The sequence below is a fragment of the Candidatus Eremiobacteraceae bacterium genome (genome assembly GCA_035314825.1).
Taxonomy (GTDB): Bacteria; Vulcanimicrobiota; Vulcanimicrobiia; order Eremiobacterales; family Eremiobacteraceae; genus JAFAHD01.
The window spans coordinates 26,330-42,447 of sequence record DATFYX010000072.1 but is presented as its reverse complement, the minus strand read 5'-3'; the positions used below and the strand labels follow the sequence as shown (position 1 = coordinate 42,447).

The 16,118-nt window shown below is 67.7% G+C and carries 15 protein-coding genes; 1 reads left to right on the top strand and 14 read right to left on the bottom strand.

Annotated elements, in window-relative coordinates; all coding sequences use genetic code 11:
* Positions 1-67: 67 nt before the first annotated feature.
* Complete coding sequence (locus VKF82_10115; protein ID HME82420.1) at positions 68-871, top strand: hypothetical protein; 804 nt, start codon at positions 68-70, stop codon at positions 869-871.
* On the opposite strand, the gene VKF82_10110 is transcribed toward VKF82_10115, so the two are convergent.
* The 14 genes from VKF82_10110 to lpxC all read right to left on the bottom strand — a co-directional run bounded on the left by VKF82_10110 (position 868) and on the right by lpxC (position 16,108).
* Positions 868-1,923, bottom strand: a complete 1,056-nt coding sequence (locus tag VKF82_10110) for a glycosyltransferase family 1 protein (GenBank protein ID HME82419.1) — start codon at positions 1,921-1,923, stop codon at positions 868-870. The genes VKF82_10115 and VKF82_10110 overlap by 4 nt on opposite strands.
* Complete coding sequence (locus VKF82_10105) at positions 1,923-2,693, bottom strand: hypothetical protein (protein HME82418.1); 771 nt, start codon at positions 2,691-2,693, stop codon at positions 1,923-1,925. Before VKF82_10105 ends, VKF82_10110 begins: the two co-directional genes overlap by 1 nt.
* Before the next feature lie 82 nt (positions 2,694-2,775).
* Positions 2,776-5,466, bottom strand: coding sequence for an S-layer homology domain-containing protein (locus VKF82_10100; protein HME82417.1), 2,691 nt, complete (start codon positions 5,464-5,466; stop codon positions 2,776-2,778).
* Positions 5,467-5,755: 289 nt separating this feature from the next.
* The gene (locus tag VKF82_10095; GenBank protein HME82416.1) at positions 5,756-6,172 is read right to left on the bottom strand and encodes a hypothetical protein; all 417 of its coding nucleotides are present in this window, start codon (positions 6,170-6,172) and stop codon (positions 5,756-5,758) included.
* On the bottom strand, positions 6,172-7,146 hold the full coding sequence (locus VKF82_10090; GenBank protein ID HME82415.1) for a DUF3084 domain-containing protein: 975 nt from the start codon (positions 7,144-7,146) through the stop codon (positions 6,172-6,174). Before VKF82_10090 ends, VKF82_10095 begins: the two co-directional genes overlap by 1 nt.
* Positions 7,116-8,201, bottom strand: a complete 1,086-nt coding sequence (locus VKF82_10085) for an LptF/LptG family permease (GenBank protein HME82414.1) — start codon at positions 8,199-8,201, stop codon at positions 7,116-7,118. Before VKF82_10085 ends, VKF82_10090 begins: the two co-directional genes overlap by 31 nt.
* Positions 8,198-8,953 (bottom strand): LPS export ABC transporter ATP-binding protein, encoded by a 756-nt coding sequence (gene lptB, locus VKF82_10080; protein ID HME82413.1) that lies wholly within the window; start codon positions 8,951-8,953, stop codon positions 8,198-8,200. The genes VKF82_10085 and lptB overlap by 4 nt, the downstream gene beginning before the upstream one ends.
* A 3-nt stretch (positions 8,954-8,956) precedes the next feature.
* The gene (gene lptC, locus VKF82_10075; protein HME82412.1) at positions 8,957-10,792 is read right to left on the bottom strand and encodes an LPS export ABC transporter periplasmic protein LptC; all 1,836 of its coding nucleotides are present in this window, start codon (positions 10,790-10,792) and stop codon (positions 8,957-8,959) included.
* 12 nt (positions 10,793-10,804) lie between these two features.
* Positions 10,805-11,992, bottom strand: coding sequence for a lipid-A-disaccharide synthase-related protein (locus tag VKF82_10070; protein ID HME82411.1), 1,188 nt, complete (start codon positions 11,990-11,992; stop codon positions 10,805-10,807).
* A gap of 2 nt (positions 11,993-11,994) precedes the next feature.
* Positions 11,995-12,732, bottom strand: a complete 738-nt coding sequence (locus VKF82_10065; protein HME82410.1) for a hypothetical protein — start codon at positions 12,730-12,732, stop codon at positions 11,995-11,997.
* Positions 12,729-13,901 carry a hypothetical protein gene (locus VKF82_10060; protein HME82409.1) on the bottom strand — a complete coding sequence of 391 codons (1,173 nt, stop codon included), beginning with the start codon at positions 13,899-13,901 and terminating at the stop codon, positions 12,729-12,731. Before VKF82_10060 ends, VKF82_10065 begins: the two co-directional genes overlap by 4 nt.
* A gap of 16 nt (positions 13,902-13,917) precedes the next feature.
* A complete protein-coding gene (gene lpxA / locus VKF82_10055) occupies positions 13,918-14,784 on the bottom strand; it encodes an acyl-ACP--UDP-N-acetylglucosamine O-acyltransferase (GenBank protein ID HME82408.1) in 867 nt (288 codons plus the stop codon).
* A gap of 5 nt (positions 14,785-14,789) precedes the next feature.
* Entirely contained in the window at positions 14,790-15,263 is a 474-nt protein-coding gene (gene fabZ, locus VKF82_10050) for a 3-hydroxyacyl-ACP dehydratase FabZ (GenBank protein HME82407.1), read from the bottom strand.
* A gap of 11 nt (positions 15,264-15,274) precedes the next feature.
* Positions 15,275-16,108 carry a UDP-3-O-acyl-N-acetylglucosamine deacetylase gene (gene lpxC, locus VKF82_10045; GenBank protein ID HME82406.1) on the bottom strand — a complete coding sequence of 278 codons (834 nt, stop codon included), beginning with the start codon at positions 16,106-16,108 and terminating at the stop codon, positions 15,275-15,277.
* Positions 16,109-16,118 lie beyond the last annotated feature (10 nt).

Here is a 16,118-nt window from a genome sequence, read left to right as displayed (position 1 = left end):
TTCGACCCTAGAGCGAGCTCGCCGGGAATCGGCGTGGCTCGCTCGTAAGTAGCGGACCGGAATGCGTATGCGCGCGATTGTCCTGTTCGCCGCGGCGCTGGCAGCGCTCGGGGCGCCCGTTGTTGCCGTCGCCGACGATGCCGCTTCGGCCCCTGCGTCGACGCCGGTTCCTGCGTCGACGCCTGCGTCGGGCGATGCGGACGATGCGCCGGGCAGCTTCTTGTTCACCTTGGGGGCTTCGGTGCGGCCGCGCTACTATTTCCAGGCGATGGCCGGGGGCAAAGCGCGCGCGCAATACCGCATCACGTTAGGCACGAAGCTGAGTGGGGGCCAGCAGCTGAGCGTCAACGTCCCGCTCGTGACCAGCTACCAATCGGGCCTTGCGCCGAAATCCGGTCTCGGGAACGTGAGCATCGTGTATGCCTTCCCGCGGGTGGGAAGGCGTTCGGATCACACGCTCTCGGCCGAAATAGAACTGCCGACCGTGACCAACGACGTCAAGAGCAACGACACGCAGCTTCGGCCGCACTACGATTTCCGGCTGTACTCCGAGCGCGGCGGCGTGCTGCTGCAGAACACGTTCGTGCAGAGCATCAGCGTGCCGCCCGGCTCATCGTGGTCGAGCTACTACGACCTCAAGGCGCAGCCGTACGTCGAGAGCAAGACCAGCGGATCGCTCTCGCTGTTCTACGAGGCTCGCGTCAACCTCGCGCTGGGCGGCGTGTACGTATCGGCCCTGGGGCCGAGCGTTGTCGGCAGGATCGGGCGCAGATTCTCGGTGTCGGCTTTCGACATCTGGGGCCTGGGCGCCAACAGCCAGAATCTGCTGTGGCGCTACAAAGTCCAGGCGCTGCTCAGCGCGACCCTCTAGCGCGATCGCGCCCTACCCGGCTCGGCGACGGACGTCAGGCGCGCGTACACCGATACCATCGTCTGCGCCACTGCCGGCCAGCTGAATGTGCGCGCGCGGTCGCGGCCGCGTGCGACGCGCTCGTCGAGCGCGCTTCCTCCGCTCAGCACGTGCGCAAGCGCATCCGAGAACGCGCGAGCATCGCCAGGCGGACAATAGACGGTCCCATCGTCAAGTACTTCGCGCAGCACTGGGATGTCGGACGACACGACGGGCAAACCCGCGGCCAGCGCCTGCAGCGGCGGTAAGCCGAACCCCTCGTAGCGCGAAGGAAAGATGAACGCGGCCGCACGCGAGTACAGGTCGAGCAGCCGGTCGTCATGCACAAACCCGAGCAATTCGACACGATCGCCGGCCCCGAGGCGCGCCGCTTCCCTTCGGACCTCGTCTGCGTACGGCGTGAAGGGACCGGCGCAGACCAGTCGGATACGGTCCATGGGTGCGATGGCCCGCACTGCGGTGATTAGATCCTTGCGCTCCTCGACGGTGCCGACGGTCAGCACGAAGGGCGGCTGCGCGGGCTTACGCGCAAGCGTGAAGTAACGCTGGTCGACGCCTGCGCCCGCCACCGTGATGAAATCCGGCGATATTCCCAAGCCGTCGGCGACGTCAGTGCGCGCGGCATGCGTGTCCACGACGATCGCGTCGGCCGCGCGCGCCAAACGAGGCTGCAACGAACCGAAATACCAGCGCACGTAGGCGCGGCCGCGGTTCGCGGCGCGCAGCCAGGTCAGATCGTGAAGCGTCAACACGCACGGATGCGGCGGGCGCCACGGCAGCGTGCCGCCGGTGAAATGGATCACGTCGGCATGCGCCTCCCTCGCGAGGCGCCTCACGCGCAGCTGATCCCAGTACGCGCGGCGGTCGAAACGCCACAAGTCGAAGCTGTCGTCGCGCAGCTCGACGACCTCGACGTCGGAGCGCGCGCGCAGCGCCGCCGCGAGCGAGCTCGCGTACACGCCCAGACCCGTCGCAGTGCCGCGCGCGAACTGGGTCTCGATCGCGACACGCATCAGCGCACGCGGGGGGTCGCCGACGGTGAGGCGCCAAGCTCGGCCAGCGCCTGCTCTGCGTCGGCTTGATGCGGATGCAGCGAGAGGACGCGTGCGTAGGCCTCACGCGCGGCGTTCTTGTCGCCCCAATCCTTTTGCGCGGATGCGTACGAGAGCAAGTAGCCCTCGTTGAACGGCGCGATCTCGGTCGCTCGCCTGAACGAGGCGATGGCGCGACGACGATATCCGTCCGCGGCCTGCGGCTTCGCGTAACTCGCGGCGGCGGCGAGCCTGCCGATCTTCGCATAGGCCGCCGCCAAGTCGGCGCGCAGCAGCAGATCGCCGCCCAGACGTTGCACGAGCGCCGTTTCAAGCGCGATCGCCTCGTCGTAGCGGCCCGTCGCCGCGATGCGATCCTCCATCGCAGCCAAGCGCACTGCCGCGTCCGCCTGCAGATAGTCTGCCACGGCGGCGTCCGCATTGCCGAGGCGCGCTTGCGCATCGCCCATCTCCGCGACGCAGGCCGCGCCGCAGGCCGAGGCTTCGAAGTCGCGCAGCGCCGCAGCCGGATCGCTGTCGAGCAGCGCGCGGCCGCGGTCTTCGAGCAACAGTCGGGAGTGCGGCGTGAGCGCCAGCCCGCGGCCGAACCATGAGGCCGCCGCCGCGGCATCGCCTTTGGCCAGCGCCAGGTTGCCGAGGTCGTCGCACCACCACGCCGCCAGCGGACGCCATGCGACCGCCGCGAGCAACGCCAGCGCGACGATTCCCGCGCCGATCAATTCTTTGCGCACCCGAAAAGATTGGGGGCCAGGCATTGCCTGACCCCCTTTCGCTGTCGCTTTCCCGCGATCGAGATCGCGGGACTACATCACGCTAGAACTTGACCGTGAAGTAGATGTTCTGCCGATTCTGGGTCCAGTTGTAGGTCGGCAGCTGGTTGTCTTTCCATTGGTAGTTCGTGAAGAAGAAGTTGATCGACGAGTTGGTGTTCGGTATGTTGTAGAGGACGCCCGCGTTGAGGGCAGTCTTCGTCTGGCTGATGCTCTGGTTCAGCGTGTTGAGCGCCTCACCGCCCCACGCCTGGTTGACGTAGGTCACGTTCGCCGTGAGGGCGGCCGTGATGGGCAACGCCAGCGAGCCGCTGCCCGCCAAGTGGCGCACGTTCTGGTAGTTCGGATAGAAGTACACGATCTGGCCGGTGCCCGTCAACTCGGTGCTGCCAAGCGCGTTGTACGCGCCGGGCACGCCGAGCAGCGGGTCGGCGGCGTAGACGAACGGCGTCTGGTCGAGCCGCTGGATGCGCTCGTACAGAGCATCGAAGTTCAACGTCGCCGTGCGATCCCAGATCGGCAGGCCGAGCGTGAAGCCGCCGCCGTAGGTCTGGTACTTGCCACCGACGCCGGTGACGTACTGCGGGCCGAAGATCGCCGCCGACAGCGAGTTCGGACGGATCTCTTGCAGCTGTTGGCCGCCGAGGCGGATCTTCAGATTCACGCCGCCGATACGGATCGGGAAGTTGAGCTGCACTGACGGTCCGCGCGTGTTCGGCGCGAACGTGCTGTAGAAGTACGGGCCTTGCGCCTTGAACTGGTTGAACAGCGGGAAGTCAAACGTCCCGCCCGGGAACTGCCCGGTGTTCGCCAGCAGCGGACCCGCATAGCCGTTGGCCAGAGCGACGGCGTCGACTTGCTGGTTGATACCCAGCGTGTTGCCGATTCCGAAGCCGGTCGGCAGCTGCGGCATGTTCCAGAACGAGAACAGCGCCGGCGACTGGCCTGCCCACATGAAGGACGCGCCGTCGATGTAGTACGGGCCGACGCTCTGATACGACAGCGTCTGGTCGCCGCCCAGGAACTTGAACTTCAGCCCGATGACGCCTGCGGTATCGCTTTGCGCCGGAATGCGCTGGAAGTCAGGCGTATACTTGCTGGTCGCGACTTCGCCGTACAAGGCCGGCGTGACGACGCCCCACTGGCCGCTGCCCCACTCGCGTGCCAGCGGCATCACGAAGTCGAACCCGAAGACCGTGTCGCTGACGATGGTGTTCGGCACCGACGCGGATTGCAGGTAGACCGTGTTGCCGGACGCGCTGTTGCCGCCGTTGAGATCGAACAGGCGGTTCAACGAGAAGCCGATCTGCGCGCTGGGGATGCCGGGGATGCGGTACACCGCGCGGCCGCCGACGTCGTAGCGCTGCGGGAACGTGTTGTTGGACACGCTGTACGATTGATACGTGATCGAGACGGTCACGCCGGCCGGGATGGGGCTCGGCGACGTGAACACGACCATGTTGGGGGTCTGCACGAAGTTGAAGCTGGGCTCGTTCGGCTGATTAGCAGCCGTGAAGAAGCAGCCGGTGAAGCACGCTGGCGGGCCGAGGTAGTACGACACGAAGACCGTGCCCGGCTGCGCGAGCGCGCTCAGCGTGACGGACGTCAGCGTGCCGGTGCCCGAGGTGAACGTATCGGTCGTCGGCGCCGAGCCGTAGACGTTGGTCGTCTGCTGGAAGTAGTACGGGCCGAGATACGTGTTCGACTGGATCCAGCCCGTGTTCGGCGGGAACGTCGGCGCGCCGCTCAACACCCCGACCGGGTCCAAGCGCGTGCCGTACGCCTGTACGTCCAGGTATTTCTCGATCGTCGCCGTCACGTCAACGCCGTTGGGATACGGACGGAACGGGTCGGTGTAGTTGATGTGGAAATTGTCGGCCGGGCTGTAGGTCAAGCCGGTGAGCGAGCCTTTGATGTTCTGCAACTGCCCGACGCGGATGTTCAGACCCGTGACGCCGTTCATGTTCGGCACGTTGACCTCGAGCGTCGGGTTGATGCCGACGCCGGTCTGCTGTTGCCGGTAGCCGCCCGAGTAGTAGTCGACGATGTTGATGGGCAGCGAGATGATCAGGTTCTGGTTGACCGCATACGAGGGCGTGAACTCCCATTGCGCGCGCGGCAGCAGGATGCCGGGGCCGACGCGTCCGTAGTACGGGTCGTTGCTCTGGTCGTTTTCGATGAATTGGTCGGTGAAGTTGAAGACCGAATCGGAGCGCGCCAAGCAGGCGTTGGCCGGCAGCGGGTTGGTGGTCGCGCATGACGGCGCACCGGTGAGCACGGTCGGGTTTTGGATCTGCTCGCGCTGCGAGTAGCCGGACCACAGCGTGCCGTGCACGGTGAAGCCTTGTGCGAACTTCGTCGCTTTGTCGAGCGCCGCGAGCCTGTCCTCGATCTGCGTGACGCGGACGCCCATGCCGTCGAGCTCGTCCTTATATGCGTCCATCAATCTGGCGAGTTTTTGCAGGTCGGCCTTGCTGGCGCCGCCTTCGGCTTCCACTTTGGCGATGGCGCGCGCGAGAGCGACCGCGACCTCGTTGCGCGTCATCGGCCGGTTGCCGAGGAATTTTCCGTTCGGATAGCCGGCAAGAATGCCGTCTGCAGCGAGCGTCTGGATGTAGTCCGCCGCCCAGCTGTTCGCCGGTACGTCGTTGAACGGCGTCGCAAACGCCGGCCGGACGCACAGAACAGAAGCGGCGACGAACGCGCTTACCGCGAGGTAGGCGAATCTCTTCAAAGCGGTCCTCCTTAGCGAGAGGCACAGACGTCGGGGGCCGTTTCGAACCTTGACGCGCGCAGAATCTTCGTTCCCTGCTTTGCGAATCCAGTTCCGATGGGTCCCGAAGGCGCTGGGCGACCATGTCGTCCAGCGGCACAAATATTCGGCGCCGTATCGCCCATGAGGACAAAGGCGAAGCACTGCACCGGCAACCTGCACGGGCTGGGTTGGCCGCTAAAATTGCCCATTCCTGCCCTTGGCCGCTGGCCGGGAGGCGGGGCCGTTCCCGAAAGGTGGAACCCCAAAATCACGGCTTGTCACGGCTTAGGAATCGCTCGATGATGAGCAGCGCGGCATACCCGTCGAGCGGCTCGTCGGGAACCAGCAACCCGCGTGGTATAAGGCGCGCAAGCCCGCGCGGCGGATGATCCTGATAGTAACGCTGGCGCGCCTCCAACGTCGTACGGCTCTCGTCGACGATGCTGACCGGCACGCCCGGGAAGGCGGTTCGACACAATGCCACGACCGCGCTCGACGTGGTCGCATGGCCGACGCAGATGCCGGCGATGTCCGGAGCCGGCGCGTGCGCGGTGAGATATGCCTCCAGCTCGGGGGTCGGCACGACCCGCAGATCCGCGCGCTCGCCATCTTCGTAGGCGATCGCGACGCCGCACTTGGTGCGCCCCGGATCGACGCCGATATAGCGCCGGCGCGCCGTGCGCATCAGCGGCCGGGCGCGACGATCAGCTCGGTCGTGAGCGGGCCGCTGGCCTTGACGTCGCTCATCGCGATCGCGCGCAACACCGCCGGACCGTGGATCGAGCGCAGCTGCTTGTACGCCTGGTCGAAGGTGGCGACATTCGCCTCCGGCGTGTCGGCGATCGTCGGCGGCATGCCGTGTGCGATGGCGTTATCGGTGATCGCGATGCGCAATTGCTGCAGGCCGGCGCTGGCGAGCTGCGGATCGCGTCCATCGGCGATGCTCACCGCCGCGATCGCGTCGCCCTTGCGGTAGATCAGGCCATCCCTGAACACGTTGAACGAGATCGACATAGCGCCGTGGCGGAAGATGTTCTCGCCGGCGACCGGCACGACGATCGCATCGTCGGGCGCGTACGTCTTGATCTGGCGCGCGAGCGCGGCGATCTTCGCGCGCGCGGCAGGCGTGAGCTCCTGCGGATATGGCTGCACGTCCGGGATGGTGCTGTAGTGCTCGGCGACCACCCGGAACAACGCCGTCAAGTTCCGCTCGATGCTGGCTTCGTCATCCGTCGTGTCGACGAGCACCGGGCGCGAGATCGGTTCGCCGTTGCGGAAGACCAGCGGCGCCTCGCGCACGAACAGCAAGAGCTGATCGCGCTGCGCGGTCAGCGTCTTGATCTCGTCGCGCAGCGTGTTGATCGAGAACAGCGCCTGGCGCGCTTCCTGGTTCACCGCCGCGACGAAGCCGACCGCGAACAGGGCGATGAGCATGCCGAAGCCGACGGCGAAAATCGTGCTCGTGTATCGCGGCCGCAGGCCGAACAGCGTCATGCGCCGCCGTCCGACCTGATGGCCGACGCGGTCGCCGACGAACGCGATCAGGCCGGCCAGCACCACGATGCCCGCGACCGTGATGACGGGGCGTATGTCGAACGCCAGCAGCACCAGCATGCCGTGCAGCGCCATCATACCTTGGCCGCCAACTGCAACAGCCACACCCCGATAGCGCCGAAGATGATGTTGGGCAGCCACGCCATCGCCAAGCTCAGCTCGGGGGCGGTGCGGCCGATCGCCAGACAGATCGTGGTGACGACGTAGAACGCGAACACGATCGCGATGCTGATGCCGAAGCCCGCGCCCGAGGTCGAGCGCTGGCGCCGGATGCCAAGCGGTATCGCCAGCAGCGTGAAGACGAGGCTCGCGAACGGACGGGCGAGTTTGCTGTCGTAGGTCACGAGCAGCAATGCGTAGCGCGACTGGTCGCCCGACGCGATCGCGGAGTGCAGCAGCGGCCGCAGCTGATTGCGCGACAGGTCCTCCGGACGTTTGGAGAGCTCGATGAGCTGGGTCGGACTGGCGCCGATGTTCACGCTGGTGAGCGGCAAGGTGCCGAGCGTGCAGCACACGGGAGCCAGGCGATACGAGATCGCGTCGTGCAGCACCCAGGTCGAGTTCTGGTAGCGCGCGCGCGGCGCGACCAGCAGCGAGAGCAGCGTCTCGCCGCGATACACCTGCACCGTGATCTCTTCGAGCGATTGCGTCGAGGTGTCGAATCCGGCGGCGTATGTCACCTGCGCGTCGCCGTTCGGCAGCGCACTGCGCACGACCTCATTTGAAAGGATGTTGACATTGCCCGACTGGATCTCGCTGGTCAGGATCTCGTTCGCCCTGGCGGTGGCTCCGGGCACGACGTACTCCTGGAATCCCAGTCCTACGAGCGAGGCGAGCAGGCCCACCGCGGCCACCGGCGCGGCGATGCGATATAGGCTGATGCCGCCGGCGCGCATGCCGGTGATCTCGGAATCGCCCGACAGGCGGCTCATCGCGAGCAGCACCGAGAGCAGCATCGACATCGGAAACGTCAGGACGAGCGTCTGCGGCAGCGTGTAGATGAAGTATTTGGCCGCCGCGAGGAGGCTGGCGTGCTCTTCCGACACCAGGCGCGCGACGTTGAGCAGCTCGCCCGCCACGAAGAGCAGCGTGAATGCGGCCAGTCCGAACAGGAACGGGCCGCCAAGCTCGGTGACCATGTAGCGGTCGAGAAGCTTCACAGACGAAAGCTCTCTCCCAGGTAGAATTTGCGCGCGGTCGGCGAGCTTGCGACGTCTTGCGCGCTGCCCGACACCTCGATGCGCCCGCGGTTGAGGATGTAGGCGCGATCGACGATGGCCAGGGTCTCACGCACTGAGTGATCGGTGATCAGCACGCCCAATCCCTTGGCCTTGAGCAAACGGATGATCTCTTGGATATCCGCGACGGCGATCGGGTCGATCCCGGTGAACGGCTCGTCGAGCAGCAAGAAGGCCGGGTCGGTTGCGATCGCGCGCGCGATCTCGACGCGCCGGCGCTCGCCGCCGGACAGCGTCTCGGTGCGCGCGTGGATGAGCCCCTCGAGCCCGAACTCGCCTAGCAGCTTGGGCAGGCGCTCGTCCTGCTCCTGACGCGGCACGCCGCGCTGTTGCCAGATAAGCCGGATGTTGTCTTCGATCGTCAGCCGCCGGAAGACCGACGACTCTTGCGCGAGATAACCAAGGCCTTCGCGTGCGCGCATGTGCATGGGCTGATGGGTGATGTCGATGGTGCTGCCGTTGTCGGTCACGAGCAGCACCGCGCCGTCATTGGGCCGCACCAGACCGACCACCATATAGAACGTGGTCGTCTTGCCGGCGCCGTTGGGGCCGAGCAATCCGACGACTTCTCCACCACGCACGTTGAGGCTGACCTGGTCGACCACGGTCCGCGGGCCGTAGCTCTTGGTCAGACCTCTGACGTCGATCTCGATGGGCGTTCCTGTCGCTTGCACGTCCTACTTCCCGAAGGTCATGGTCTGCTCGCCGTCCGGCCCCCAGACGTGCACGCGCTGCAGGTCGAGGTCGGCCTCGGCGCGGTCGCCGGCGATGGAGTTGCCGCGGTCGTCATGCGCCTTGACGGCGCCCTCCGCGACCAGGATGTGGCGGTTGCCGTCGTATTCCATGGAGTCGGCCGACATGGACGCGCCGTTTGCGCCAGCGGCCCGCACCCCGCCGCGCAGCGAAACGTTGCGGTCGTTCGGCCGCACTGCTGCCGTCGGGGCCGTTACCCTCAAGCGCAGCGTCCTTCCTTTATAGAAGCTTAACGCGACGTCGCTCAACGTACCCTGGGAATCCACCGTCGCATATGCGATCTGCGTAGCGCGCAGCAGATACTCGAGCTGGCCGTTATGGATCTCTTTGAGTTCGACCGGCTTTCCGTTTTGCGACGAGGCGATGATGTAATAGGGCGCCTGCGCGCCAGGAGTCGGAGAGGGCGTCGGCGTCGATGCGGCGCGCGGTGTCGACGCGCAGCCCGAGATAAGCACTGCGGCGGCGAGCACGAGTGCGGCGAGAGCGGCATGGACGGGCGCGCTCGACGGCCGGGCGATGACGCGCTCGGCGGCCGGCGTGTCCGACGCGGGCTGCGGCGCTCTGCCGAGCGCGATCATCAGTCCGAGCATCGGCCACCACAAGAGGAAGACGAACGTCGACACCACGTCGACGACGTTCTGCAGCGCCGACGCGATGAAGGCGGCGACCAAAGCGTAGAAGAGCAGCACCCGTTCGCGGTCGTCGGGCGGTATGCGCCGGAGCGTGCGGCGCGCCTCGCGCACGCCCGCGACGACCGCCCAGACGAACGCCGCCAGGCCGAGCAGGCCGTTCTCGATGAGCACGTTGAGCGGCAGATCGTGCGCGTGCACCTCGTCGACGGCGGCATCGGGCTGCTTGAGCGCGGGGTACACCTTCGAGAAGCCGAGCGGGCCGACGCCGGTGAGCGCGAACCTCACGGCCATCCGCGCCGCGCCCTGCCAGACGGCGATGCGCGAAGGATTCTCGCTCGGATCGTGCGCCACGTCGCGGAACGTCGTCGTGCCGAGCACCAGCGCGATGACCGCGGCGCAGACGTACGCGACCTTGGCCGTGCGTCCGAAACGCCAGATCAGCACCGGCAGGCCGATGAGCAGACCGAGCCACGCCGCGCGCGACACCGACAAGGCCAGCGCGATGATGCCGACGACGGCTGACGTGGCGCCGAGCCTGCGCAGCAGCGGCGGCGCCGCTGCTTGGGCGAGGCCGAGCGCGATGAAGAACAGCAGATAGCCGCCGAATTCGTTGGGCTGCAAGAACGTGCCGGCGGCGCGGCCGTGCTGATACGCGAACATCTCGGGCGGATGGCGCGTGAGGGTGAGGCTGACGCCGAACACGGTCGCCGCGATGCCGGTCGCGAAGTAGCAGGTGAGCAGCGCGCGACGGACGCGTTCGTCAGCCGCATTCCACACGATCGCCACGAACGCGATGAAGTTGCCTGCCTCGCAGATGATCTCGAACATGCTTGCCCGCAGCGACACGCCGACCGCACCTGCCAGCGTCGCGGTCGCGATCATCGCCAGCAGCGGCGCGGTGAGCGGAGGCTGGATGAGACCGCGCCAGCCGCGGCGCACGACCAGCGCGACCAACGTGACCAGCGCGGCGATGGCGACGATGACCAGCAGCGCGACCGCGTAGCCTTTGCCGCCGATCGCGACGCCGCGCGGCAGCACGTCGGCGAGCAGCACGAGCATCGGCAAGGCCGGCATCAGCACGAAGAGCGCGAATGGGAGCGCGAGTTCGGCGCGCTGTCCGCGCGTCATGGGTGCCGTCATCTACGGGTGGTGCGACGCGAGCGCCAGCACAGCCTGTGCAACGGCGTCGGCTCCGCCGGGACCGCCCATGCGGGCTCGTCCCGTCTCGCCCATCGCGCGCATCCTCGAAGTGTCGCCCAGCAAGCTCACGACGCCACGCGCGAATGCGTGGTCCTCATCAGGCAAGACCAAGAGCGCGTCGCCGAGCAGCCGCTGCTGGCGCATCCGATACCAGCCCACTCTGGCCGGATCGCCGCCGGGCGAGGACGCGATCACCGGCAGTCCGAGCCCGGCCGCTTGCTCGTTCGCTGTGCCGGCTTGACCTAGCGCCATGACGCTGCGCGACAGCATGTCGCCGAATGCGCCGGAGATGACGCCGATGGTGAGCGGACCGGCCGCACCGCTCGCGATAACCCCCGACTGCGCGCCCGTGGGCGTCAAGACCGCGCCTGCCCCCGCGCAGGCGGCCAACAGCGGGGCCCGGTCCATGCCGGGCGCGAGCGAGATGAACGCGTGGACCGATGCCGGCGCGAGCGCGTGCGCGACGAGGACGAGGCGGCGAATGGCCGCGGCCGCATTGGCGGGCGCATCATCGCGGCTGCCAGGCAGCACCGCGACGTTGACGGAGTTCGGCGGCTCGCGCAGATCGACGCCCGTGACCCGCACGCCGTCCATCATGAGATTGCCGGCATAGCGAGCGGGCACGCCGTCCGCGGCAAGCGCGACCGCTGTAGCGGCGTCGCGGGCGAACACGATGCGGGCGCGCCGCGCGACGGCGCGTTCGAGGCCCGAGTGCGAAGCGACGTATTCCGACTTTGCGGTCGCGACGAACACGGTCGGACGTCGTGCGAAGACCAGACAAGCCGCTGCGCAATAGACGTCGCCGACGGCGACGATCGCATCGCGCGAACCTTGGCGGCGTAGAAAGGAGAACTGCCGCGCAGTGAGCGAGAGCAGGCCTGCGCCGACGTCGCGCACGAGGTTGCGGACGTTCCAGTACGCGATCAAACCGCCGCTCGGCATGCGCGCAGCCGGTCCGACGACGCGAGCCGGCGCGGCATCCGCGTCCGCTGCGGCCGCACCGCCGACCATCGGAAAATGCTCGATGATGGCCTCGGGCGCGCGCGCCGCGATCGCCGACGCGAGATAGCCGGCGATGGCCATCTCGCCGTAGCCGTTGCTGACGAGCAAGACGTTGGGCGCGCTCACGCTCATCCGCCCGTCCGAGACAGGAGCGGCACCAGCCGGAACGAGGCCACCCGCGGCCGCGCGCCGCCGAGCGTAAGCTCGAGCCGGCCTGCGTTTTCCGCATACGCTCCCGCGTGCACGATCGGCACGCCGTTCACGATCTCCGGCTGCGCGAGCGTGTCATGGCTATGGCCGCCGATGATCGCCCCGATGCCTGCGTAGGCGCTCGCAAGCTCGCGATCCGACCGCAGGCCGAGATGCGAAAGCACGATGGTGACGTCGGCCTCCTGCGGTGCCGCGAACATCTCGTCCATGGCGGCCTGCACGGAGAGGAAGCGCCACCCGAACACGGCCTCCCAGCCGCTGCCGGTGCGATATTGGGGCGCGAGCAAAGCGAGCAGGCGCACGCGCGCGCCGCCCGCTTCGACGACGAGCGAGCGCCGGAACGGAGCCGGTCGCTCGCGCAGGTCGAGCAGATTCGAACAGATCATCGGCATCGGCATCGCGCGTGCGCGCGCGGCGAACCAGGCATGGACGTAATGGAATTCGCGGTTGCCGACCGCCTGCGCGCGATACGGTGCCGCGGCGAAATCGGCGATGACCGGCTCGTCGCGCCGATAGATCGTCGACGATCCGAGCAGGCTGTCACCGCAATCGACCAGCAGGGCCGACGGTTCCACCAGCGCGGCGAGCGGAGCGCCGAATCCGGTGCGGCCGTGCACGTCTGCCGTATGGTAGATCGTGAGCGAGGCGGCGCTCATGTCGGCGCGCCCGCGTCCATGGTCTCGACGACGAAGCGCGCGATCCGCGTGAGCGTATCAGGCGGACCGAGCGCGGCGCGCAGTTCGCGATAGCCCTGCAGCTGCTCGTCGCGCGCACCGGCGTCCGACAGCAAGCGCCGCGTCGCGTCGACCAGCGCCTGCGGCGTCAGATCGTCCTGCAGCAGCTCGGGCACGATCGTGCGCCCCAAGAGGAGATTCGGCAAAGTCAGCGGGCCGCTTACGAATTGCGGCACGCGCCGCTGCGCGATGCGGTACTGCGTGCGGCTGATGGCGTAGAACGCGACCTGAGGGATCTCACGCAAGGCGGTCTCGAGCACCGCGGTGCCCGACGCGACCCACGCGAGGTCGGCCGCCCGCAGCGCGAGTTGGATATCTTCACCGCCGGCGATGACCGGTCGCATGCCGCTCGAGGCGCGCGGCCATTGCCGCTCGATCTGCCGGGCACGCACCTGCGAGGCGGCGGCGACGACGAACGTCGCCTCGTCGGCGCTCGCCAGCATAGCCGCCGCTGCCGACAGCCGGTCGGTCATGAGCGCGATCTCCTCGGCGCGGCTCCCGGGGAAGACGACGATGCGCGGTCCGGCGCCGGCAGGCACGGCGAGCTGCGCCGGCCACTGCGCATCCTGCGCGGCGCGCGGCGCGATCGCCGATACCAGCGGATGTCCGAAGTACTCGCAGCGCAGACCGAGCCGGTGATAGAAATCGCGCTGGCGCGCGAGTGCCGTCAACGGGATCGCCCCCGCTGCCACTGCGCGCGCTTGGCGTTCGTCATCGAGCCACGCACCCGGCGGGAAATAGTAGATGATGGGGCCGCGATAGCCGCCGTGGCGCATCTGTTCGACCAACCGCAGGTTGAACGCGCCGAAGTCGACAGGGATGACGGCCCGCGGCGGTTCGCGGCGCAGCATCGCGTCGTGCTGGCGCATGATGACGTACAACCTCGGGATCTTCGCGAACGCCGACACCGGACCGATGCTGGCCCAATCGCACGAGTCGACGGTGATGCGCGCACCTGCGGCCCGCAGGCGCTCCGATCCGATGGCAGCGCACGTGGTGCCGGGGCGCAGCGCGCGGATCTGGTCGAGCAGCAGAGCGGCCTCGAGATCGCCCGAGGCCTCGCCCGCGCTCATGAAGATGTCGGACGTCACGGCAGGCGCCTGCCTATCAGTCGAATCCGGCTTCGTCTTCCGTCGGCGCGACGGCGCGGCCGCGGCGTATCTCTCGCGTGGTGAAGCCGCGCTGCGACTCGTCCAGGAAGAACGCCACCAGCTCCTTGCCTTCGTCCGTCGTCACGCGATCGCGCAATTGCTCGACCGCGCCTGAGAGCGTGCCGTCGCCCAGGTAGAGCGCCCGATATGCCTCTTTGAGCTCGGTCTGCGCCGCGTTGGAAACGCCTTGCCGCTTAAGGCCGACGCGGTTGAGGCCGCGCACCCACGCCGGGTTGCCTTCGACCAGCATGAAGGGCGGGCAATCCTTGAGGATCTTGCTGCGGCCGCCGATGAACGCCAGCCGTCCGATGCGCACGAATTGATGCACGCCCACCATGCCCGAGATGTTCGCCCCGTCGCCGACGATGCAATGGCCCGCCAACTGCGTCAGATTCGACATCACGACGCGATCGCCGACGTGGCAGTCGTGCGCGATATGCACGTAGGCGAGCAAGTGGCAGTCCGATCCGATCGTGGTCGACGAGCCAGCGTCCGTGCCGCGGTTGACCGTCACGTACTCGCGGATCTGGTTGCGGTCGCCGATGCGCACGTACGAGACCTCGCCGCGGAACTTCTTGTCCTGTGACGTGCCGCCGATCACCGCGAACGGATAGACCACGTTCTCCGACCCGAGGTGCGTATGGCCGTGGACGACGACGTTGGCCAGCAGCTTGCTGCCGTCGCCGATCTCGACGTTCTTGCCGATGATGCAATACGGCCCGATCTCGACGTCACGCCCGATGCGCGCGCCGGGATGCACGACCGCGGTCGGGTGGATGTTCAGCGTGTGGACGCTGGGGCCGTCGCCGCCTGGTCTGATCACCGCGCTCACATGTCGAGGATAGCGGCGTCGAGCTGGAACAGACGCGTGTCGGCGACGACCGAGAACATCAGCTGCGCGGTGCACACGACCTGGCCGTCTACTTGCGACTCGGCCTGCAAGCAGCCGTACGACTTGCGCAGCCATTCGACGCGCACGTCCATCATGAGGCGATCGCCCGGCAGCACGGGCCGCCGGAAGCGGACCTTGTCGACGCCCGCGAGATACGGCACGGAGGTCGTCGCGGCTTTGGGCTCGAGGATGACGGTGCCGCCCAGCTGCGCCATCGCCTCGATGATGAGGACGCCCGGCATCACCGGGTTGTTCGGGAAATGGCCTTGGAAGAACGGCTCGTTGATCGTCACGTTCTTGTAACCCGCGGCGCGCTTGAGCGGCTCGAGCTCGGTGATGCGATCGAGCAGCAGCATCGGGTAGCGATGCGGCAGCGTCTCCATGATGCGGCGGATGTCGATGTCAGCCACAGCGCCGCCCGTCAGCCCGCCGGCGCCAGCAGCGCGCGCAGCGCGCGCGCGGCGGCGACGTGCAAGGCGTGGCCGGACTTGATCGCGACGACGCGCACGCGCGGGTACATGCCCAGCAATGCGAAGTCGCCGATCAGGTCCAGCGCCTTGTGACGCACGATCTCGTCGGGAAAGCGCAGTTCGCCCATGTAGCCGTCGGTGTCGACGACGACCGCGTTGTCGAGCGAACCGCCGAGCGCGAGGCCCTGCGCGGCGAGCGCCTCGATCTCGTGCCGGAACCCGAAGGTGCGGTTCGGTGCGATCTCGCGCAGGAAGTAGTCGGGCGTGATCTCGGGCGTGGCCAAGAACTGCTGGCCGACCGGTTCGGGAAACGCGACGAAGAAGCTGATCGAGAACGCGTCGGCCGGCAGCACGGCCAGCAGTTTGCCGTCCTCTTCGAACCACGCCGGTTCGCGCAGCTCGAGCACGCGCCGCGCAGCCGGTTGTTCGACGATGCCGGCGTCGGCGATCGCGCGCGCGAAAGGCAGCGCGCTGCCGTCGAGGATCGGCACCTCGTCGCCCTCCATCGCGAGGGTGGCGTTGTCGACCGCCATCCCTGCGAGCGCGGCGAGGACGTGCTCGACCGTGTGCACGACGCCCGAGCCCGAGCCCAGCGTGGTGCAGCGCACCGTCGAGCGGACATTGTCAGGAGTGGCCGCGACGCGCTGGCCGCCGGCAAGGACAAATGAAAAACCGGCGTTCGCCGGTGCCGGGGCTACTGTCACCGCCCCGGCGTGGCCGGTGTGCAAGCCGACGCCGCGCAGCGTGAAGTCGCGCGCCAGCGTATGCTGCTTATCGAAGTTCACGGCGGCACGT

Coding starts and splice junctions, on each gene's coding strand:
- VKF82_10115 (HME82420.1), top strand. CDS start 68: ATGCGCGCGATTGTCCTGTTCGCCGCGGCGCTGGCAGCGCTCGGGGCG.
- lptC (HME82412.1), bottom strand. CDS start 10,792: ATGACGCGCGGACAGCGCGCCGAACTCGCGCTCCCATTCGCGCTCTTC.
- VKF82_10065 (HME82410.1), bottom strand. CDS start 12,732: ATGAGCGCCGCCTCGCTCACGATCTACCATACGGCAGACGTGCACGGC.
- VKF82_10110 (HME82419.1), bottom strand. CDS start 1,923: ATGCGTGTCGCGATCGAGACCCAGTTCGCGCGCGGCACTGCGACGGGT.
- VKF82_10095 (HME82416.1), bottom strand. CDS start 6,172: ATGCGCACGGCGCGCCGGCGCTATATCGGCGTCGATCCGGGGCGCACC.